Annotated in this window: 18 protein-coding genes and 1 pseudogene; 12 read left to right on the forward strand and 7 right to left on the reverse strand. The window is 36.4% G+C overall.

Annotated elements, in window-relative coordinates:
- The first annotated feature begins 12 nt into the window (after nt 1-12).
- The 5 genes and pseudogenes from EG342_RS25410 to EG342_RS00895 all read left to right on the forward strand — a co-directional run bounded on the left by EG342_RS25410 (nt 13) and on the right by EG342_RS00895 (nt 7,165).
- Nucleotides 13-1,239, forward strand: coding sequence for a hypothetical protein (locus EG342_RS25410; protein ID WP_246008703.1), 1,227 nt, complete (start codon nt 13-15; stop codon nt 1,237-1,239).
- A 6-nt stretch (nt 1,240-1,245) separates the two neighbouring features.
- Entirely contained in the window at nt 1,246-4,812 is a 3,567-nt protein-coding gene (locus EG342_RS25415; protein WP_246008704.1) for a DUF6443 domain-containing protein, read from the forward strand.
- Between the two features lie 419 nt (nt 4,813-5,231).
- Nucleotides 5,232-5,577: pseudogene (locus EG342_RS25665) on the forward strand (RHS repeat domain-containing protein); the annotation flags it as partial.
- A gap of 718 nt (nt 5,578-6,295) precedes the next feature.
- Nucleotides 6,296-6,700 carry a hypothetical protein gene (locus tag EG342_RS00890; protein ID WP_103292148.1) on the forward strand — a complete coding sequence of 135 codons (405 nt, stop codon included), beginning with the start codon at nt 6,296-6,298 and terminating at the stop codon, nt 6,698-6,700.
- A gap of 207 nt (nt 6,701-6,907) precedes the next feature.
- Nucleotides 6,908-7,165 carry a hypothetical protein gene (locus tag EG342_RS00895; RefSeq protein WP_103292146.1) on the forward strand — a complete coding sequence of 86 codons (258 nt, stop codon included), beginning with the start codon at nt 6,908-6,910 and terminating at the stop codon, nt 7,163-7,165.
- A 38-nt stretch (nt 7,166-7,203) separates the two neighbouring features.
- Here EG342_RS00895 and EG342_RS00900 read toward each other — a convergent pair whose 3' ends face one another.
- Nucleotides 7,204-7,722, reverse strand: coding sequence for a hypothetical protein (locus EG342_RS00900; protein ID WP_103292145.1), 519 nt, complete (start codon nt 7,720-7,722; stop codon nt 7,204-7,206).
- 271 nt (nt 7,723-7,993) lie between these two features.
- Nucleotides 7,994-10,273, reverse strand: coding sequence for a catalase/peroxidase HPI (katG, locus tag EG342_RS00905; protein WP_103292144.1), 2,280 nt, complete (start codon nt 10,271-10,273; stop codon nt 7,994-7,996).
- A 521-nt stretch (nt 10,274-10,794) separates the two neighbouring features.
- Between katG and EG342_RS00910 the strand changes: the two genes are divergently transcribed.
- Nucleotides 10,795-11,262, forward strand: coding sequence for a heme-binding domain-containing protein (locus EG342_RS00910; protein ID WP_103292143.1), 468 nt, complete (start codon nt 10,795-10,797; stop codon nt 11,260-11,262).
- A gap of 5 nt (nt 11,263-11,267) precedes the next feature.
- On the forward strand, nt 11,268-11,678 hold the full coding sequence (locus tag EG342_RS00915) for a thiol-disulfide oxidoreductase DCC family protein (protein ID WP_103292142.1): 411 nt from the start codon (nt 11,268-11,270) through the stop codon (nt 11,676-11,678).
- A 147-nt stretch (nt 11,679-11,825) separates the two neighbouring features.
- On the opposite strand, the gene EG342_RS00920 is transcribed toward EG342_RS00915, so the two are convergent.
- The gene (locus tag EG342_RS00920; RefSeq protein ID WP_103292141.1) at nt 11,826-13,265 is read right to left on the reverse strand and encodes an alpha-amylase; all 1,440 of its coding nucleotides are present in this window, start codon (nt 13,263-13,265) and stop codon (nt 11,826-11,828) included.
- Nucleotides 13,266-13,453: 188 nt separating this feature from the next.
- Here EG342_RS00920 and EG342_RS00925 point away from each other — a divergent pair, with 188 nt between their 5' ends.
- Nucleotides 13,454-14,119, forward strand: coding sequence for a DUF4290 domain-containing protein (locus EG342_RS00925; protein ID WP_103292140.1), 666 nt, complete (start codon nt 13,454-13,456; stop codon nt 14,117-14,119).
- Nucleotides 14,119-15,426, forward strand: a complete 1,308-nt coding sequence (gene murA, locus EG342_RS00930) for a UDP-N-acetylglucosamine 1-carboxyvinyltransferase (RefSeq protein ID WP_103292139.1) — start codon at nt 14,119-14,121, stop codon at nt 15,424-15,426. The genes EG342_RS00925 and murA overlap by 1 nt, the downstream gene beginning before the upstream one ends.
- Nucleotides 15,427-15,724: 298 nt before the next feature.
- On the opposite strand, the gene EG342_RS00935 is transcribed toward murA, so the two are convergent.
- Both EG342_RS00935 and EG342_RS00940 read right to left on the reverse strand, forming a co-directional pair.
- Entirely contained in the window at nt 15,725-16,036 is a 312-nt protein-coding gene (locus tag EG342_RS00935; RefSeq protein WP_103292138.1) for an NIL domain-containing protein, read from the reverse strand.
- Nucleotides 16,037-16,193: 157 nt separating this feature from the next.
- Entirely contained in the window at nt 16,194-16,814 is a 621-nt protein-coding gene (locus tag EG342_RS00940) for a YiiX/YebB-like N1pC/P60 family cysteine hydrolase (RefSeq protein WP_246008706.1), read from the reverse strand.
- Nucleotides 16,815-16,970: 156 nt separating this feature from the next.
- On the opposite strand from EG342_RS00940, the gene EG342_RS00945 reads away from it, so the two are divergent.
- From EG342_RS00945 to EG342_RS00955, 3 genes are all read left to right on the forward strand, one after another.
- A complete protein-coding gene (locus tag EG342_RS00945; protein WP_103292171.1) occupies nt 16,971-17,672 on the forward strand; it encodes a response regulator transcription factor in 702 nt (233 codons plus the stop codon).
- A 19-nt stretch (nt 17,673-17,691) separates the two neighbouring features.
- Nucleotides 17,692-19,068, forward strand: coding sequence for an ATP-binding protein (locus tag EG342_RS00950; RefSeq protein ID WP_103292136.1), 1,377 nt, complete (start codon nt 17,692-17,694; stop codon nt 19,066-19,068).
- A gap of 184 nt (nt 19,069-19,252) precedes the next feature.
- The gene (locus EG342_RS00955) at nt 19,253-19,783 is read left to right on the forward strand and encodes a hypothetical protein (RefSeq protein WP_103292135.1); all 531 of its coding nucleotides are present in this window, start codon (nt 19,253-19,255) and stop codon (nt 19,781-19,783) included.
- 153 nt (nt 19,784-19,936) lie between these two features.
- Here EG342_RS00955 and EG342_RS00960 read toward each other — a convergent pair whose 3' ends face one another.
- Nucleotides 19,937-20,782, reverse strand: coding sequence for an EamA family transporter (locus EG342_RS00960; RefSeq protein WP_103292134.1), 846 nt, complete (start codon nt 20,780-20,782; stop codon nt 19,937-19,939).
- Between the two features lie 193 nt (nt 20,783-20,975).
- A complete protein-coding gene (locus EG342_RS00965; protein ID WP_103292133.1) occupies nt 20,976-21,932 on the reverse strand; it encodes a Fic family protein in 957 nt (318 codons plus the stop codon).
- Between the last annotated feature and the right edge of the window lie 67 nt (nt 21,933-21,999).

The raw sequence follows: 21,999 nt of genomic DNA on the forward strand, positions 1-21,999 counted from the left end.
AAAACAAAAATTATGACTAGATTATTTTCAACCATAGCATTAACATTAGCTTCTGTTGCTTACGCTCAGGAAATCGCATTTGATAAATTATATAGCAACTCAGATCCTGTCAACTATACCATAGGTCATTATCCTGTTCAAAATTCTGATGGTCTTAAAATCAATTGGCATGGAGGGATAAGAATGGAAACATCAGCGGGAAAGGGAATCCAGATATTCAAAGATGGAAATGTAGGAATTGGTATTCAGGATCCACATTCCAATCTGGAGGTCGGTGATCAAAACGGAGGTAAAATAACAATCTCCACTGGAGGATCAAGTGCTTCTTCTTCCAATCCCAAATATCCTACATTAGAATTTGCAGGATACCAGAATTCACCCAAGGCAAGAATAACCGCTACAGAAGAGACAGGAAATAAATATGGTTCCAAATTCTCGATTTTAGTGAATGATAACACCAGTGCTACCAACCTTATTGAAAGATTTTCAATCCTTCAGGATGGGAATATAGGAATCGGAACCTCTGCGCCTGTTGAAAGACTTGATATTTCGGGAAATATTATGACCGGAGCTAGTAGCGGTACAGAAGGGATCAATGCTCTTGCCATACGATATGTAGACGGTTCTCTGAATAACTGGGGATCCCTCAGAAGCTCAGCATCTACCTATATGAGCTTTGGAGTAAAATCGAACCCTGCAAATTTAGGATGGCTATCCAGTAACGGAACATTGAATTTTGTAAAAGCCGCAGTTACTCTGGATAATGAAGGATTTAAATTTGTAGCTACGCCATCCCAGCAAGTTGCCCTCAATTCTCCGGTAACTATGAATGAACTTCTGAAGATTTCTCCCAACGGAAACGCCCTGTTGAATGGAAAACTGGAAGCCAAAGAAATTAAAATTACCCATACTCCAACTGCCGATTTCGTTTTTGAAAGTACTTACGATCTTCCCAAATTAGAAGATGTGGAGAAACATATCAAAGAGAAAAAACACCTTCCGGAAATTGCTTCCGCAAAAGTAATGGAAAAAGAAGGAGTGAACATCGGAAGCTTCCAGATTCAGTTGTTGCAAAAAGTTGAAGAACTGACTTTATACAGCATCGAACAAAACAAACAACTGAAAAATCAGCAGGAAAGAATCCAGCAACTGGAAACAGAAAATGCAGAACTTAAAAAACTACATCAGGAAGTAGAACAGCTAAAAAAGCAATTTCTTACCCTAAAGCCTACTAACTAAACAACCATGAATAAAAAAATATATTCAATCCTTTTATTAGCAGGAAGTGTGCTTCATTACGGCCAGATCGTTCTGAATTCCTCACCCACTCCTAATACAGAGGTCTCAGATCCCCACAGCATACGGCTGCTCCCGGGATTCAGTTTCGGTTCTGCGAGCGGAACCTTCCGAGGCTATCTGGGATCCACCAATAACTCAGGGAACAACCCGTATGTTCCTGTGACGGTAGATCCCACGACCAATATATCCGGTAGTGAAAATTATATTTATACCCGGGAATACCTGGTTCCCACCACGACTTCAAATCCGGCATTACAACAGATACAAAACATCCAGTTCTTTGACGGATTGGGAAGACCCAAGCAAAATATCGGCATCAAATCCACCCCTGGAGGAAAGGATCTTGTTACTTCCATTCCTTATGACAATTTTGGCCGTCAGGTAGATTCCTGGCTTCCCGTACCCATATCTTCACAAAATGGGAATATCCAGTCCGGAGTAGAAGGCAGTGCTACTGCTTATTATCAATCCAATGGGATTAATGATTCATCTCCGTTTACTCATAAAACACTGGAAAACTCCCCTCTTGACCGGGTTTTAAATGTTAAAAATCCAGGAGCCGATTGGCAGAATAAGCCGGTTACCTTTGGATATGATGCCAATGTAGCTGGTGAAGTATATCAACATGTTACCTCTACAACATGGGAGAATGGAGCCACTAAAACGGTATTGAGTTTAGCTCCTTCTCCAACCTACTTACCCAATCAGCTATATAAAAACACGATAAAAGATGAAGAAGGAAATGAAACTATTGAATTTAAAAACGGACAAGGCCAAACCATACTCGTCAGAAAAGTATTGGATGTTTACACCCATGTAGACACCTACTATGTATATAATGAATATAACCAGCTGGCTTTTGTTCTTCCACCTCAGGCAATCAACAAACCCATTACAGAGACTTTACTGAGTGATCTGTGTTATCAATATCGCTATGACGGAAGGAGTAGACTGGTAGAGAAAAAGCTTCCGGGAAAAGGCTGGGAATACATGGTCTATGATAAGCAAGACAGATTAGTAGCTACCCAGGATGCCAATTTAAATGCAAAAGGTCACTGGCTGTATACCAAATACGATAAATTTGGAAGAGTGGCCTATACAGGGATAAACACCGGCGGAACAAGGTCTCAGGAACAAACTGAAGCCAATACATTTGGCAGCAATAGTGTAGATCGGGGAAATTCTTCATTTTTTAACAGACAGGGAATGGATGTGTATTATAGTAATTCCGACATCACCTATCCTAAGTCTCCTACCTGGGTTACCTTATTGTCTTTGAATTATTATGACTCTTATCCGGGATACAGTTTCAATCCTTCATTTCCTGCTACAATACAGGGAGAACCTGTTTTAACGGCAACACCAACCTCTGACGGAAGAAGTACCAATAGCCTTCCTCTTGTCAGCCTGGTGAAAAATATTGAAGATGATAACTGGACAAAAAACTATACCTATTATGACCTCAAAGGAAGGGCGATAGGATCGCATTCAATCAACCATCTGGGTGGCTATGCGAGAACGGAAAGTCTGCTGAAGTTCTCAGGAAAACCAAACTATACGCTTAGTTTTCATAAAAGAACTCAGAATGATACCGAGATCAGTATTAAAGAATCTTTTGAGTATGATCATCAGGAAAGAATGGTAAGACACTGGCATCAGGTAAATGGAGCCAACAAGGAACTTCTTGCCGAGAATGTATATAACGAGCTGGGACAACTGCAGACTAAAAATGTAGGAAACACCACAGGAAGCCCGTTACAAAGTGTTAATTATGCCTATAACATCCGGGGTTGGCTGACCAAAATTAACGAGCCTTCCAATTTGCTTACCAAGCTTTTTGCATACGAGTTAAGATACAACAATCCTAATGCCCAGTTCAGCGGAACGGCCAAATACAACGGAAATATTTCCCAGGCAGCCTGGATCACCCAAACTGATGCCGTACTAAGAAATTATTCCTACGAATATGATCCTTTAAACCGACTGAAAGAAGGCCGCCTTTGGGATGCCATGAACTTAGACCGGGGAGAATATACCGAAACCCTGACCTACGATCTCAATGGGAATATTGGTAGTTTGAAAAGAAAAGGCAGACAGTTCCCAGGATATACCGCTCCCGAAAACATGGATGATCTGGCATACGAGTACACAGGAAACCGCTTAACCAAAGTACGTGATATTTCTGAAAACCCTTCAGGATATCCTATTGGAGGAAAAGCCTTTGCTTACGACGATAACGGGAATATGACCGTTCAGGAAGATAAAGGACTCACCATCCGGTACAATTATCTGAACCTGCCTCAAAATATCCTTTCTCCACAAGGCAATACATCTTATCTATACAGTGCTGATGGAGTAAAGGTGAAAAAAACCGCAGGAAGTAAAGTCGTAGATTATCTGACCGGTTTCCAGTATGAGAACAATACATTACAATTCTTCCCAACCTCAGAAGGCTACTTTGATTATGTAAAAAATAAGTATATTTACAATTACACAGATCACTTAGGAAATGTACGATTAAGTTACATGAACGGCGGGTCAGGAATAGAGATCATTGAGGAAAGTAATTACTACCCGTTTGGATTAAAGCATGAAGGGTATAATACTTTGAGCGGGAATACTGCTTATCAGTATAAGTACAACGGGAAGGAGCTTCAGGAGACCGGAATGTATGATTATGGCGCGAGATTCTATATGCCGGATGTTGGAAGATGGGGTGTGGTAGATCCTCTTGCAGAGAAAATGCGTCGTCACTCTCATTATAATTATGCGTTTAATAATCCTATAAGGTTTATTGATCCGGATGGACGAAAGCCTCTTGCACAATGGACAATAAATGATTTTATTAATGACAGCTTCGTTCCTTCTGATGATATTACTGTTAATAGCAAAGGTAAGATAACAAATATTGTGCATAATAATAAGCCCAATCGATTTTTTGATGAAAAAGGGAAGCAATTGTTTTTTAATGATCCTAAAGAAGTTGATAAAAATAGTCTAAAACCTGGAAAATATTATAAAGGAGATCAGCTATACCATCAAATATCTAAAGGACGTTTAGTTCAATTTATGAAAACTGCTGGTTTTGATGCATTAAGATATAATATGAAAGCTCAAGATGCATTAAGAATGGGCGATTCGGATAACGCTATGAGTCATAAAATTACAGCTCTGGGTATAGCTAAAAAAGAATCTTATGGTAAAGCCGATTTTGCTACATCTGCATTAGGTCCTAATTATATATATCCAGAATATAATACCGATAGAAGAAGACCTTGGCAAGACACTTTAAATGAAACAACTGACTATTTTAGATTTGGAGAATCTAACACATTGTATAATTTATATGATGGAGGAAATTATATGTGGGGAGGATGGATGCATTTAAATGGTTTTGATAAAGATGCAGTTAAATTTGGTTCAAATTTAAATGAATTAATGAGAGGAAATATGGGAGATACTGCTGCAGACCAAAAGTCCATTTTTGATGGATTTAATTTTACCGGTTATTAAATAATGAAAAATGAAAAATAAAATTCAATTTATACCACTACTGTTCTTTTTAGTAAATATTTTTATTTATTTGATATTTCATTTTGTTTTTAAATATGATCTAAATAGAAAATTATATTACGAGTTTCATACTAATATCATCCCAATATTGGTGTTTGGAAACATTTTTGTCTCTATATTGTTTTTTATAATACTTTATAAGAAAAGAAAATATGATAAAATATATTATCCCTTAATTCCTATTTTTATATATGTGATCCTTTTTATTATGGCATTAATTATAGTATTTAAATAATTTAATATCTTCGCTCGTTTCCAACATAAAAAATAAACCTTCGCAATAGCGAGGCTTTTATTTTCAAATACCTAACGCTGCCGCACGAATCCTTTCGTGTGGCATTTTGTTATTTTAACAATTCAAAAATAAGTATATTTACAATTATACAGATCACTTAGGAAATGTACGCTTAAGCTACATGAACGGCGGATCAGGAAATAGAGATCATTGAGGAAAGCAATTACTATCCGTTTGGATTAAAGCATGAAGGGTATAATACTTTGAGCGGGAATGATGCGTATCAGTACAAGTATAATGGGAAAGAGCTGCAAGAGACGGGAATGTATGATTATGGAGCGAGAATGTATATGCCGGACTTGGGAAGATGGGGCGTGGTGGATCCGTTGGCTGAAAAGATGACAAGGCATAGTCCTTATAACTATGCATTTAATAACCCAATAAGATTTATTGATCCTGATGGACGAGAACCATTTAATGAGTATGATAAGAATGGCAAGATGATTAGTAATTTAGGTGGAAATAAAATAGATTTTTACCATCAAAGAAATGGAGACACTAAAGTAGTTAGTCGACAAACTGGAGCTTCAAATATTATTAAAGGCGGAGAATCTATTATTAGTGGTTATACTCATAGAGGAAAAGATGTAGGATGGGGAACTATAACAGGTGAATATCTTGGAGGAAGTGGACCTGCTCGCAGTCTATTTAGTGATTTTAATGATTCTAATGATGGACCTGTTGCTTCTCTAAATAAGGTATCGTCTCCATATTCTTCTTTAGCAAGACAGGATGTACTAAATTCAAAAAATTCAAAAGGAGTTGTCAAAATGAATTATCTTCAAGCTAACCCCATAACAGCAAATTTTGATATGTATGAGCAAATGTGGGGAAGATCAAATGTATCTTGGTATAAATTAGCAGATGAGACACTTTTCTTAATGACTGATTCTAAGTCACAAGAATCATTGTTTTATAGATTACCAGTAAATAATTTTGAAAGAACCGATGGGAAGGTAAATAGCTTTGGAAATACATATCAGAATTATATATGGACTGAAAGCAATTCCGAAGTTCAACAAAAAGCAGTCAACCCAACCTTAAAGAACGTTTTTAAACAAGCTATAACACCGCCATCTACATTAACAAAACCTAGATTCTAAATTGAACATCTTAAATTTAATAAATATGAAAAAAAGTATAAGTTTAATTTTATTACCTTTTTTATTTTCGTGCCAAAATATTAGTAATGAAGATATATATGGGAAATATTCACCCATATCATACAAGAATACATATGACACTCTAACAATTAAAAAGGATGGAATGTATAACAGAGTGATTTACAATATAAAGGGGAAGGAATTATTGAATTACAATTCGAAATATAAATTAGATGGTTCTTCAATAAAGTTTTCTGATTTTTATTTAAATTTAGATAAAGATTTAATTGCCTTTCCAGAAGATGTGAATGATATCGATATGACCTATACTACTTTTTTTGAAAAAAAAGATGAGAATATTGTACTTTGCTTCGGTTACCACAACGGGGAGAATTGTTATAAAAAGATTATAGAATTAAAAAAACACTGAGCAAAGTCCCCTCTAGTGTGAGTGCCTCGTTCGTTCTCACTATAAACAAAATAGATTTGTTCTTTAGCAGACTTTGGTAGCTTACCCCCCGCTGCCACACGAATCCTTTCGTGTGGCATTTTTTTAATAATTACTTCCCATAAGCTCCCTCCTTTTCTATCTTTACCTACGATAAGTTGAAAATAACATTGCAATTAATTATAAACTATGACAGAATTAGAGTTAAAAAATATTCTTGAAATATGCAATAAAGCAACCGCTTCTCCCTGGACTTCTTATATTGAAGGTAGAGATTTTAATTCAGGTTCCAGTTTTATCATGACGGGTAAAGAGGAGGACAGAGACTATAACATAGAGTTTACAAACATAAAACCCGAGGATCAGGATTTTATTGCGATGGCAAGGAATATGATCCCTTTATTAATTGATGAAATTATGAAGCTGAAGTCAGAAAAGCAATCGTAGTTATCAGGAAATACATATTGTAATTTAGCAGATAAATTTCACTCAGAATCTGAAATTACAGGCAATGCCAGTTGTAAAGAATCGATATAATCGTTATCAAAATAAATGGCTCTTATTTCTTTAAATAAAAAACTTTCTACGCCCAGCCACTTGGCATTCCAACTGAATAAATGAACTTTAATTGAATGTTCCCGGACAAGATTGATCTTACCAATGTAGCATTTATCCGGATTTTTAAGTTCCAGTTTAATCATCTTCTTTTTAAACTGTAGATCCAATAGTAAATTTACGTGACTATCTATATTGAGACTGGGGCTTTCTCCATCAATACTCCCTTTTAATCTCATTATATTTTCTTTAAAACCACTATCATCCGGTATTTCAACCTGATTAATATATCTTCGATTGATCAGTACAAAGCCATCCATTACATAGTCAACAGCAATATATTTTAAATAATACCAATCCTCCGATACATCAATCACTATTCCCTCAAGGAGGGCTTTATTTTTTAATCTAATGGAAACGACTCTGTTGATGAGTTCTTTGGTATGCATAGCTGATTTGTTTTAATTGCCAAGATACTCAAAAAACAAAGACAGCATCACTGCTGTCTTCATTAGTATTTTTCTTTATGGAGACTATATATAATTTTACAGCATTGTCATTCTGACGAAGGAAGAATCTCATATATGGCAGATTCTTCATTTCACTTCTGAACTACGTTCGCAAACCTTCAGTTTGTATTCAGAATGACAGAGGCATAATAACTAAGACATCAGTATTACTATAAAATTGCATATAATCACCTTCTTTATATGGATCAGATCAGATCAGATCAAAGCGGTCCAGATTCATCACCTTGGTCCATGCCGCTACAAAGTCATTTACAAATTTCCCTTGCGCATCAGCACTTCCGTATACCTCAGCAACGGCTCTCAGTTCAGAATTGGAACCGAAAACAAGATCTGCACGTGTGGCTGTCCATTTTGGCTGACCTGTTGAACGGTCGCTTCCCATATACAATTCTTTATCTTCAGACATCGCTTTCCATTGGGTTCCCATATCCAAAAGGTTCACAAAGAAATCATTGGTAAGAGCACCGGGACGACTGGTCAATACTCCATGTTTTGTACCTTCGAAATTAGTATCCAATGCACGCATCCCTCCTACCAAAACAGTTAGCTCAGGAGCTGTAAGCGTTAATAACTGAGCCTTATCAATCAACAATGATTCTGTTGAAACGGTAAATTTTCTTTTCAGATAATTACGGAATCCGTCTGCAAAAGGTTCAAGATACCCCATAGATTCAATATCGGTTTGTTCCTGCGAAGCATCCATTCTTCCGGGAGCAAAAGGTACTTTCACGTCTTGTCCTGCATTTTTGGCAGCGGCTTCTACCCCTGCGTTTCCTGCTAAAACAATAAGATCGGCTAACGATATTTTCTTTCCTCCAATCTGAGCATCATTGAACTCTTTCTGAATTCCTTCCAGTACACCAAGCACTTTTTGCAATTGTGCAGGATTATTGACTTCCCAGTTTTTCTGAGGTTCCAGCCTTATTCTTGCGCCATTGGCACCACCACGTTTATCGCTTCCTCTGAAAGTTGATGCAGAAGCCCATGCCGTAGAGACCAGTTCAGAAATGCTTAATCCAGAATGTAAGAGTTTAGATGTAAGAGTTTGTACATCATTAGCATCTACCAGTTCATGATTCACTTCAGGAATAGGATCTTGCCAGATCAGTTCTTCCTGAGGAACATCCGGGCCGAGGTAGCGGGCGCGAGGTCCCATATCCCTGTGAGTAAGTTTAAACCATGCTCTTGAAAATGCATCGGCAAACGCATCAGGGTTTTCATAAAAATGTCTTGAAATTTTTTCGTATACAGGATCGAGTCTCAATGAAAGATCCGTGGTCAGCATCGTTGGTCTGTGCTTTTTAGAAGAATCAAATGCGTCAGGAATAATTTCTGCACCGCCTTTTGCTACCCATTGATGGGCTCCGGCCGGACTTTTTGTTAATTCCCATTCATTTTCAAATAAGTTTTTAAAGAAATAATTGCTCCACTCTGTTGGCGTTTCTGTCCAGGTCACTTCCAGACCACTGGAAATAGCATCTCTTCCGCTTCCTGATTTATAAGTACTTGCCCATCCAAGTCCTTGCTGCTCAATTCCTGCTCCTTCAGGTTCTTTACCGACGTTATCTGCCGGTCCTGCACCGTGGGTTTTACCAAAAGTATGTCCTCCGGCAATCAAAGCTACCGTTTCCTCATCATCCATCGCCATACGTCCGAAAGTATCACGAATATCTTTAGCAGCTGCAATAGGATCAGGATTTCCATCCGGTCCTTCAGGGTTTACATAGATCAATCCCATTTGTACTGCTGCCAATGGCTTCTCAAGATTTCTTGAATGAATATCCCCGTCTGCATTATCATCAGTAGGAAGAACCGCAGAATGCCCCTCTACAACACCCTCAGAACCGTGTGCATAACGCAGATCACCTCCTAACCAGGTTTTTTCTGAACCCCAATATATATCGGAATCCGGTTCCCAGACGTCTTCACGTCCTCCTGCGAATCCAAATGTTTTGAATCCCATAGATTCAAGGGCTATATTTCCGGTAAGAATTAAAAGATCCGCCCATGATATATTTCTGCCATATTTTTGTTTAATAGGCCATAATAATCTTCTTGCTTTATCTAAACTCACATTATCCGGCCAGCTGTTCAAAGGAGCAAAACGCTGTTGTCCTGCACCTGCACCACCTCTTCCGTCTCCTACACGGTAGGTTCCGGCACTATGCCAGGCCATACGGATAAACAAAGGTCCATAATGACCAAAATCTGCCGGCCACCAATCTTGTGAATCCGTCATTAAGGCGTGAAGATCTCTTTTTACAGCTTCAAGATCCAGATTTTTAAATGCTTCTGCATAGTCAAAATCCTTGTCCATAGGATTAGAAAGTGATGAATGCTGGCGCAAAAGATCTACCCTTAGCTGATCGGGCCACCAATCCTGATTTTGAGTTCCGCCACCTGCTACACTCTTTTTCATAGTTCCGTTGTGAAACGGGCATTTACTGATGTCATTCAAATCTTTTTCCATTGTCGTTTATTTATTTTTTATATTGATTAGTAATTTTATTTGTTGTAAGAACATGACAAACTTACAACGCTTATTCAATAAATACAATCTATTAATAATTATTTCAACGATAGTTAAAAACTATAAAATAATATTTCCAACGCCATCCGAACCGAGACATAATTGTGGTATTAAGTTAATCATTTTTTAGGTCAACCTGTATATAATCAACACTATTTAGAATTACTCAATGTAAGCAGCAGAAGGAAGAGGAAAGATAGAAATAGGAAGTTATTGTAGATTGAAAAACAACTTTGCAACACTCACTGGCATGGTTAGAAAAAGAAGATCTAAACTTTGACTTCAAATAGCTCCAACCAAAAAACTCTTGCATTATTCTTAAAAAAGAAGGTCCGTTGTAAAAAAGTGATTCAGTACTTCGAACTCCATATTTTCCGCTTCCAGTCCTTGTCCTTAGCTCATTTTTACTTTAAAAATTAATTTATCTATCTTTATCATTCCAGAACATAAATACCTGCCTTATGAAAAAAGTATTAGTTATCATTCTCGTGGCATTCATTATGATCCAGTTTTTCCCGATTGACAAAACCAATCCGGCACCTACTCCCGGAATGGACTTTCTGAAAATAAAAAAAACGCCGGATCCTATTGCCAGGATTATCCGGGCTTCATGCTACGATTGTCATTCCAATGAAACAAAATATCCGTGGTATTCCAATATTGCACCCCCTTCATGGTTTTTGAAAAACCATATTAATGAAGGCAGGAAACATCTTAATTTTTCTACCTTTGCAGTATATGAACCTAAAAGGCAACTTGATAAACTGAAAGAATGTATAGAAATGGTTGAGAAAAAAGAAATGCCGCTGGAATCTTATTATCTGGGACATCAGGATGCCAAACTAACGGACGATCAGCGCGCTCAACTTATCAAATACTTCAAAATGGCAAAAGAAGATACTGAAAGGGGAATTATGTTCAATAAATAGAAATCATGGAAGATTGGAAGAACAAGCATATTGTATTTTTTGACGGAGACTGCGGAGTTTGTAATTTCTGGGTGCAATGGATTCTGGAGAAAGATAAGAATGATCAATTTATGTTTGCTTCATTGCAATCTGATTTCGGACAGCAATTTTTGTCTGAAAGAGGATTGGAAACAAAAGAGTTTAATACGATGTACCTTTGGAAACCTCAGCACTACTATTTCATCAAATCAAGAGCTGTACTGAAGATTGCAGATTTATTAGGCGGAATCTACAAACTTTCTTTTGTGGGAAAGATTCTCCCTTCATTTTTAAGCGATAAAGTATATGATCTTATTTCCAGAAACAGAATGAAACTGGCGAATCAGAAATGCTACTTGCCGGATCAGCAGCAAAAGAAGAAGTTTATTCAGGTATAAAGAATGTCAAGTTTTTTGAAGAATCTATCATGAGATTTCTCCCTCGTCGAAATGACAAAGATTGGGTAATAAGGGGGTATTTACGATCTCACTATCAATCATCTATTATCAATCATCTATTATCAACCATCCATCATCCTTTCTTGCTTATAAATTCAACGACCATATCGAATAACTATTTGGGGGACACTGGATTTTCACCCACTTATCACCTTGCGTCGTCGGATACCAGCTTGAACTTCCTGTAAAATCTTTGATCTGCTGGCTGCTCCAGTTGGTTTCAATCCATCTTTCCTGCCAGCTTGAAGAGGTATTAATATACACTACCAAACCCGGATTTCCGTTGTAGCCGTTACGTCTTGCAATATATTCGTCATTATCGGTGTATAAAATAGAGGTTGTTCCGGTCGCTTTGTTGTTGTGAATCCAGATCAGATTATTCATTCTATCTTTGTTCAGCCATTCTTCATAATCTCTGTAAAAAATTGTCGGATATCCTTCATGGGTTAAGATATAGGCATAGGCCGGCATTTTATTATTGATAATATCTGTATCATGATTGGCAACAAATGTTACGGCTTTGTATGGATTTCTTTTCCACATCATATCATCGTTTAATACATTTAAATTGCCATTATCAAAGGCTTCATCCATTTTATAGTAAGCGGCAAAATCAAATACGGAACTGTTTGCATTATTCGCCCATGATTCCAGTGTATTGACATTAGAATCCCATAATTCTCCGACAGAAAACCCACCTACTTTAGAATTCCAGGTATTGACTACCCAAGGCCCAAAACCTTTCACGTAATCAAATCTCCAGCCGTCGAACTTCATCACATTTTTATAGTATTTTCCTACTGAATCATCTCTTCCCCACAGCCAGTCTTGTACATGCGGATTGGCGTGACAGAGATCCGGAAATCCTCCAAAGGAACCCTCATCATTATTCCCGTAGGCATTTTTATAAAAGTCATTGTAAGTTCTTTGAAATTTTCCTGAAGCAATTCCTGAAAAATCAGTCCAGGTATTGGTTCCTGTATATGGATTTGCTTCAGATTGGCCTCCGCTATTATGATTGATCACAATATCGGCATACACCTGCATATTTTCAGCATGTGCTTTTGTAATGAAGGCTTCCAGCTCTGTTCTGGATCCGAAACGGGTTTCTATACTTCCATTTTGATTAAAATTTCCAAAATCATAATAATCGGTTGGATCATATCCCATGGATAAGGCTCCATTCTGGGCTTTTGAAGCCGGTGGAAGCCATACCGCTCCAATACCGGCATTGGACCATGCGGTTACTTTATCTTTAATGGTATTCCACCAGGTTCCACCTTCAGGGACATCCCAGTAAAACCCCTGCATTAAAACTCCGCCACCAGGACCAGCTACAAATTTCCCTGATATCGATCCCGATCCTTTTCCTGTACTGAATGGTCTCCCATCATGATTCGTCACGTTCACAATTTTATCATGAACTTCCAATTGTTGCGGAGACTTATTGAGTATTTCATCATTACCCTGACAAGAGGTAACCAGTGCTAAAGCTGCTACAGGAAGAAGAAAATATATTTTTTTCATAGCCTTATTTAATTATGAATCTACTACCCAAGTTACATTTTTATTGAAAACAAATTCATTTTTAAGTGAAATATTTTTACTTTTTTCAAAAAATCAATTAAAATAAGTGTCTTACATTTTCATTAAAAAATCATAAATTTTCAAGATTCTCGAAACAATTTTTCTTTTAATGCATATATTTGCATACTATGGAATACAATACCCAAAAAACTCAGCTTCATATGCCGGAATACGGCAGAATTATACAACAGTTGGTTGAGCGCTGTAAAGAACTTTCTTCTAAAGAGGAAAGGAACGAAATGGCTATGGCCATTATCGATTTTATGGGTCAGAGAAACCCACAACTTCGGGACGAAGAAAATTATAAACATAAACTTTGGGATCATCTTTTTATTCTGGCAGAGTATGATTTGGATGTAGAATCTCCTTATCCTTTTCCTACCATGGAGCAACTGGCAGAAAAACCAAAAAGAATGGAATATCCAAAACTTCAAGGTGACTTTAAGTTTTACGGAAAAAGTATTCTTCAATTAATAGAAAAAGCAATTGAACTGGAGCCGGGCGACGAGAAAGAAGCCCTGATCGAAGTAATTGCCAATAATATGAAGAAATCTTATAATGTATATAATAAGGAACACGTAACAGATGATGTCATCTTCCGTCATCTGAAGGAATTATCTGAAAACAGACTGGACCTTACGGGAATTGATTCGCTTGAAAAAAGTAAGATTTACTATACCAGCAATAACAACCGAAGCAATAACAATAATAACAACCGTAATAACAACAACAGCAATAACAAAAATCAAACAAACAAAAAAAGGCATAACAATAATCATAAAAACAGAAAGTAATGAGTGGAACGTTTCAGATAAGAGGAGGGAAAAAACTGCAGGGTGAAATTACTCCACAAGGAGCCAAAAATGAGGCTTTACAAATTCTATGTGCGGTTTTATTAACTGACGAAGAGGTAAGAATTAAAAACATACCGGATATTCACGATGTCAACAGACTGATTGAAATTCTGGGTGACTTCGGAGTAAAGGTTACTAAAAACGGACAGGGAGATTATACTTTCAAAGCGGATAAAGTTAATTTTGATTATATAAAATCCAACGAATTCAAAAAAGACGGTGCCAAATTACGCGGTTCGATTATGTTGATGGGTCCGATGTTAGCTCGTTATGGAGAAGCTTATATGCCAACTCCCGGAGGTGATAAAATCGGAAGAAGAAGACTGGATACTCACTTTCAGGGATTAGTAGAACTGGGTGCTGAATTCAATTATGATGAAGAGGAATATTTTTATTCTTTAAAAGCAAAAGAGCTTAGAGGAAAATTCATCTTGCTGGAAGAAGCTTCTGTAACCGGAACTGCAAATATCGTAATGGCTGCTGCATTAGCCAAAGGAAAAACAAGAATCTACAATGCGGCATGTGAGCCTTATCTTCAGCAATTGTGTAAAATGCTAAACAGAATGGGGGCCAATATCTCAGGAATCGGATCTAACCTTCTGACGATTGAAGGAGTTGATTATTTGAGAGGAACTGAGCATACGATGCTTCCCGATATGGTAGAAATAGGATCATGGATTGGTCTTGCCGCCATGACAAAATCTGAAATTACCATCAAAAATGTAAACTGGAACCAATTAGGAGTTATTCCAAATACATTCAGAAAATTAGGAATCGAGCTTGAGCAAAGAGGTGATGATATTTACATTCCTGCTCAGGATCATTATAGAATTCAGAAATTTATTGACGGTTCAATCCTTACTATTTCGGATGCTCCGTGGCCGGGATTCACTCCGGATTTATTATCTATTATTCTGGTAGTAGCTACTCAGGCGAAAGGAAGTATTCTGGTTCATCAGAAAATGTTTGAATCCAGATTATTCTTTGTAGATAAATTAATTGATATGGGAGCTCAGATCATTTTATGTGATCCACACAGAGCAACTGTCATCGGATTAAACCAGGAAGCACCGTTACGAGGAACGACCATGGTTTCCCCGGATATCAGAGCTGGAAATGCACTGTTGATCGCTGCTCTTTCTGCAGAAGGAAAATCAATTATCCACAATATCGAGCAAATCGACAGAGGATATGAAAATATCGATGGAAGACTAAGAGCCATTGGTGCAGATATTGAAAGAATTTAAAAACTTATTTTTATTACCATAGAGCGTTCAGAGTCATCTGAGCGCTTTTTTGTTAACCAATCTGTAAAACTTTGTGTAAAATTGATTTTGTTTGCTTTATAAACCACCCCGTCAAAAATTCTTTGAATTTTTGCCACCCCTCCGGAGGAATGGAATTTTTACATCTTCAACTCGAATATCCACATCAATTTTCCTTTTTGTAGATTTTATGTTCTAGCCTTACTTTCAATCTGATAAAAAAATAAAAGTGCCCGATCAGAAACCAGACACTTTCGTAATTAAAACTATATGAATCTCCTTATAAGTACTTTCTGCAGGTATACTCCACTGTTGTACTCAAAAGTTTATTTTTATTCAGATAAAAATCAAGTTGCTGAAAATCTTCTGAATTGACATTAATGTATAATTGTACCGTACCAAAACTATATCCGTTCACATATTCCACATTTGCTGATAACACTCTGTGGCAAATCCCGAATTGATTGTAGATGGTATTCATTAAATGTTCAAATTTCATTTTGCCATTCAACTCTATTTCCAGAATCAATTCTTTTTTTGGCAGGTTTAATTTATTTTGTAAAACCTGCAGGCTAGGATTAGGTGTAATCATTGCTAAACATTTTGGGATTAAACATATTCAGATCATATTGCTTTCTGCATCAAATCTGTGACAAAAATATAAAAAAATATTAGTCCACCAAATTAGTAGACTAATATTTTTTAAATTTTAACAAAAAAAAGAAGCCTTATCAGCTTCTCTTCTCTATTTACAGTTCTTTAATTCTTTCTATTTTTTCTGAACCTGCCAGTCCGTTAGGATTACAACCGGGCTCTCCTTCCGGCACTTTTATATTTTTCTTTTGATAAAACTCTTCCCAGAATAGATTGATCTTTCCTGTTTTAGGATCTATAAAAGTCATAGGTTCCAATTTGAAAATATGATCTTTTCTAAAGGCTCTTTCAACAAAATCTGAGCAATAGTATGAATTTTCATCCAGGATATAATTAAAATTGTAAGGTTTCCCAAGCATGAGATTGGCTTTTTCAATAGCAGCCGGAATTGATTTCTGATATTCGGGTTTTAAACGGTAAACAATTACTTTCTGCTCATCCTGTTCCTGATCTTTGAGAAATTCTTGTAAGGTTTGCTTTTGAGAACCGCCTTTTGGAGCTGCATGCAGTACAAACATTGTACTTCCCTGTTTTTCCAGGATACCGATATGATCAAAAGAAGCTATTTTTTGCTTTTGAGTTACATTGTTGATCGCACCGGAAAGTCCGGTTTCTTTCGCGGTAACAAACAATAAGTCACCATTTTTAAGCTTTGACGTTTGAGTGGCGCTGCAATTTATTAATAGTAAAATCAAAAAGAACAGAGTTCCTGTCACGATAACTTTTTTTATGTTTTGGGAAAAAGATATTTTAAATTCCTGCATTGAGTATTATTTCGTTTTCAAAATTACAAAATAGAATTTATTACATTTGTGGAAAGTATTGAGTTATTGATATTCTTCACATCAATCAAAAACATTCCAAACATTCTTATGCCACATATTTTACTAGTTGAAGACGACGACAGACTTTCAAAACTTATCACGCAAGGCCTTCGGGAAGCTGAATTTGAAGTAACAACGGCTTATGATGGAATAACGGGTTTGAAACTGGCGTTACAAACCAATTTTGATCTGGTAGTAACCGATATTGTTTTACCTAAAAAAAGCGGTCTTGAATTTTGCAATGAAATAAAAGCATTAAAACCCAACCTTCCCGTTGTGATGCTCACCGCCCTCGGAACTACGGATGATAAACTGGAAGGGTTCGATGCCGGTGCTGATGATTATATGACCAAACCTTTTGAGCTGCGTGAACTGGTAGCAAGGATTAAAGTTCTCCTGAAACGATTTTCTCTGCAGACGCAACAAAAAGTTTTTATCCTAAAATACGAAGGTATTGAGATGAATCTTGAACAGAAGACAGTCAGCCGTGATCACACTCCTATCAAATTAACGCCCAAAGAGTTTAATCTTCTTAAGTTTATGCTGGAAAATTCGGAGCGGGTTCTCTCACGCAGCGAAATTGCTGAAAAAGTATGGGAAACTCATTTTGATACAGGAACCAACTTTATTGATGTTTATATTAATTATCTACGAAAGAAGATAGATAAAGACTTTGATACGAAGCTCATTCATACCAAAGCAGGAATGGGATTTATCCTGAAGAAAGACTACGAAACAGGCATTATATAGATGAACTAAAAATATAAAGATGAAAATAAGAACAAGGCTTACCCTGCTTTTTACTTTAATCACAGCTATGCTTCTGGGTGTTTACAGTATTTCTATTTATTATTCATCAAAAGAAGCCAGGGAAAAATCTTTCTACAGCGAATTAAGAAATGAAGCGATTGCCAAGGCCGATCTATTTTTTCAGAGTTCATTGCCCGAGCAAGAGATGCACAAATTGTATAAAAACAACAACCGAACCCTTAATGAAGTTCAGGTAGCCATCTACGATACTACTAACCGGTTGATCTACCATGACGATGCCAAAGTAGATTATGTAAAGGAAACTCCCGAGATGCTTTCCCGGATATTCCGGAAAAAGAAAATCAGTTTCTTTATGGATAACTTACAGGTGATCGGGATGGTGTATCATTATAATGGAAAGACCTATGCCGTTACCGCTGCTTCCTACGATAAATATGGTTATGACTATCTTACCCACCTTCTTACTATTAGCATTATAGCATTCATCAGCATTTTGATCTTGATTTATCTTGCGGGAATATTGCTTTCAAAAAAAGCATTAAGTCCGCTTAGTGAAATGGTGAATCAAATCAAAAAAATTACTGCCGGAAAGTTACAGTTACGATTAAAAACCACCGGTGAAAAAGATGAGCTCAATGAACTGGCCGGGAATTTCAACAAAATGCTGGAACGTCTGGAAAATTCGTTTGATGCTCAAAAATACTTTGTTTCCAATATTTCACATGAGCTGAGAACCCCATTATCCGCCATCATTGCCGAACTGGAACTGGCTTCTGAAAAGGATCAGACCAAGGAAGAATATCAGCAAACCATTCGTTACGCACTGGATGATGCCAGAAATATGGCTAAGCTTTCCAACAGTTTGATGGATCTGGCTAAAGCAAGCTATGATCCTAATGAAATCAGTTTTTCCGAAATACGTCTTGACGAAGTTCTCCTGGAATCATATGCCAAAACAACGAAAGAAAATGCAGCCTACAAAGTTTCATTGAATATAGATCATGACGTGGAAGAGCACCAACTTGTCATTCAGGGAAATGAATATCTGCTGCAGGTAGCCTTTAATAATTTGATTGATAATGCATGTAAATATTCACCGGAACATTTATGTCTTATTGATGTAAAAATACAAAAGAACGCCCTGCATATCAATTTCGTCAATACGGGAATCATCATTTCACAGAAAGATCTTGAGCATATTTTCGAACCTTTTTACAGAAGTGAAACCTCCAGAAAAGAAAAAGGGTATGGAATAGGACTCTATCTAACTGAGAAAATAACGAAACTTCATAATGCCTATATTGTTGCTTTTTCGGATAAAAACACAACTGTTTTTAAATTTATTATTAAACTAGACAACAAAATAACAGTGTAAATTCTTTTGATCTATAATCTATTTTTAACGCAAATTACCGTTTTATATTATAAAAACAACAAAAACCAATTTAATATATTAAAAAATTAAATAATATCACAAAATACATACAAAAACACAAAATAAAATCATTAAAAGCGTGAATTTTATTATTTTTGAAGATAAAAAATAAAAAACACGTAAAATGAAAAAGATTATTTATTTATTGTTATTACCTCAATTATTTTTAGCACAGATAGGGATTAATACATCCTCTCCTACATCTACTTTAGATGTCAACGGAAATCTAAGGGTTCGTACAATTCCACAAGGAAATAGTAATGACTATTATTTAACGACTGATCAGAATGGGAATATCCAAAAAGTTATTTCTACAACTTCAAAATTTGGAGGAGAATTAAGCTGGAATGGTACTACAAATATGACTAATCTTTCTCCAAATCAGGTATCAGATGTCTATTTTGTAGATCAATCACATAATTTAACTCTTCCAACTCCAAGTTCTGCATTTAAAGGTAAAACATTAAGATTCTATGTATATGGAGGAGGTATTAATTTTACTATAAACGGAATTGCTCCCCCAGCATATGCAGGTGCACCATCGGGTTGGTCTTATAATGGTTCTACATTAAATATACAAGGCAGTAATAATAGATTTCAATTCATAGACTTTGTATGCGATGGTACAAGCTGGTGGCCAGATAATAAGGATTAACATAGGACTAAAAATGGTTCCTATATCGAACATATCAATAATGATCGAAAGTTCCTCAACCATTATTGATATGCCTAATACATTTTAATATTTCAAATTGTTTCCATAGCCGGATCATTTCTATAATCTTTTTTAATAAAGTTTATAATAATTTTAGCTACCCGAAACTTTACTAAAAATAGTAGTTCCAATGCTTGCTGTTATCACACATGCGATGGAGATCCACTGTAAAAAACTTAACTCTTCTGCCAGAAAAATTAATCCCGAAAGCGCAGCAAATGCAGGTTCCAGACTCATCAGAATACTGAATGTTTTTGCCGGAAGCCTCTTCAAAGCCATAATTTCTAAAGAAAATGGTAATGCACTCGATAAGATGGCCACTCCCAAACCTTTTACAAAAATAGTAGGGGTAAGATTAAACACGGCACCATCCCACAGCGTAAAAGGAATGATTACCAGACTTGCAAACAACATTCCGGTGGTAACAGCATCTCTTCCATCCATTATCTTAGCTACTTTTCCACCCATCACAATATAACCAGCCCAAAACATTCCGGCAAGAAAAGCCAGCCCAAGCCCTACCAGATCTACATGATCATTCTGCCATGGCACAATAAGCAATATCCCAACACATGCCAATAATGCCCAGACAACATCCAGCAGCTTACGGGATAATGCAATGGCCAGAAATAAAGGTCCGGCAAATTCTACCGTAACAGCCAACCCCAATGGAATCCGTTGAATGGCCATATAAAAAATAAGATTCATAGCCGCCAGACCAACACCATACATCGCACAATATTGCCATTTTTGTCGGGTAAATTCCAAAAATTTCGGCCGGTTAATCAAAGTGAGTAAAACAGCTGAAAGTACAATCCTTAAGCTGACTGTACCTATAGCACCAATCGCCGGAAAAAGTTGTTTTGCAATAGAAGCTCCACCTTGCACACATATGATCGCCAAAAGCGTCGCAGGTATCGCTATATTTGATTTTTTCATTTGTAAAACTTATAATTCATAAAAAATGTCCCTTAAGCCAGAATCTCCGGGGATAAAAACAAACGTATCTATAAATTATAAATTGCAGGGATCCATAATATAAAGTGGTTTGCTTCAAATGTATTGAAATTTTATCTTTTACAATGGATACAGATATCAACTTGTTTATAGAGCATACTTTTCAAAGCAAATTTTACAAAAACTGATATTCCGTTAATCTTTGTTCCCCAAATTTATTTATAATACCTTGCTCAACAGCCCATCGCAAATCTCTACTGGCTGTGGGAGCAGATATATTTTTGAAATGTTGCAAATAATCTTTTCTGCTAAATCTGATTGGTCCTGCTTTATCTTTAAATAAATAAATTCTGTCTTCAGTACGAAGCGTAATGTTTTGTGACTGCAAAACTTCTTCTAAAGCATCTAAAATAATTCTAAGCATGAATTCTAAGAAAGGAGTAGAATTTCCTTTTTTATCTGATTCGGAAAGCTTGTTATAGTATACATTTTGTTGTTGTTTTATCAAACTCTCAATAGGCAAAAACTCAAAAACCGGATACTGTTGCATCAAAATCAGAGTTTGCCATAATCTGCCCATTCTTCCGTTTCCATCAATAAATGGATGAATAAATTCAAACTCATAATGAAAAACGCAGCTTTTTATCAATAGCAAGTCATCATCTTTCTTTAAATAATCGAAAAGATCTTTTATTAAACCTTTAACCATTGCACCACCAGGAGCAATGTGCTCAATTTTAGATCCTTTTACAATCCCCACATTTTTAGTTCTTAATTTACCAGGAACCTCAATTAAACCATTCATTAAAATTGAATGGGCTTTTTCTAAATCTTGTATTCGATAAGGATTAAGTTGATTAAGATAGTCATAAACTTTAATCGCATTTTTAACCTCAAGAATGTCTTTTTGAGGTGCCAATACTCTTTTGTTCTCTAGTAATGCGGTAATTTGTTCTTCTGTAAGTGTATTCCCTTCAATCTCAAGCGACGATTGAATTGTTTTAATCCTGTTTTTTTTCCTTAATTCTGTAGCACGCTTATATAAAAGTGATGCATTGATTTCTCCGATTTTTTCCGAAATAGAAGCAATTAACATTAAAATTTCACTTGTTATCTGATAAGGTGGCTTCATGAGCTATAGTATCATTTGATACTATCAAAAATACACCTATTATTTTACAAGGCCTAATTATATCTTT

The sequence above is a fragment of the Chryseobacterium lactis genome, from assembly GCF_003815875.1.
In the GTDB taxonomy this organism is placed as follows: Bacteria; Bacteroidota; Bacteroidia; order Flavobacteriales; family Weeksellaceae; genus Chryseobacterium; species Chryseobacterium lactis.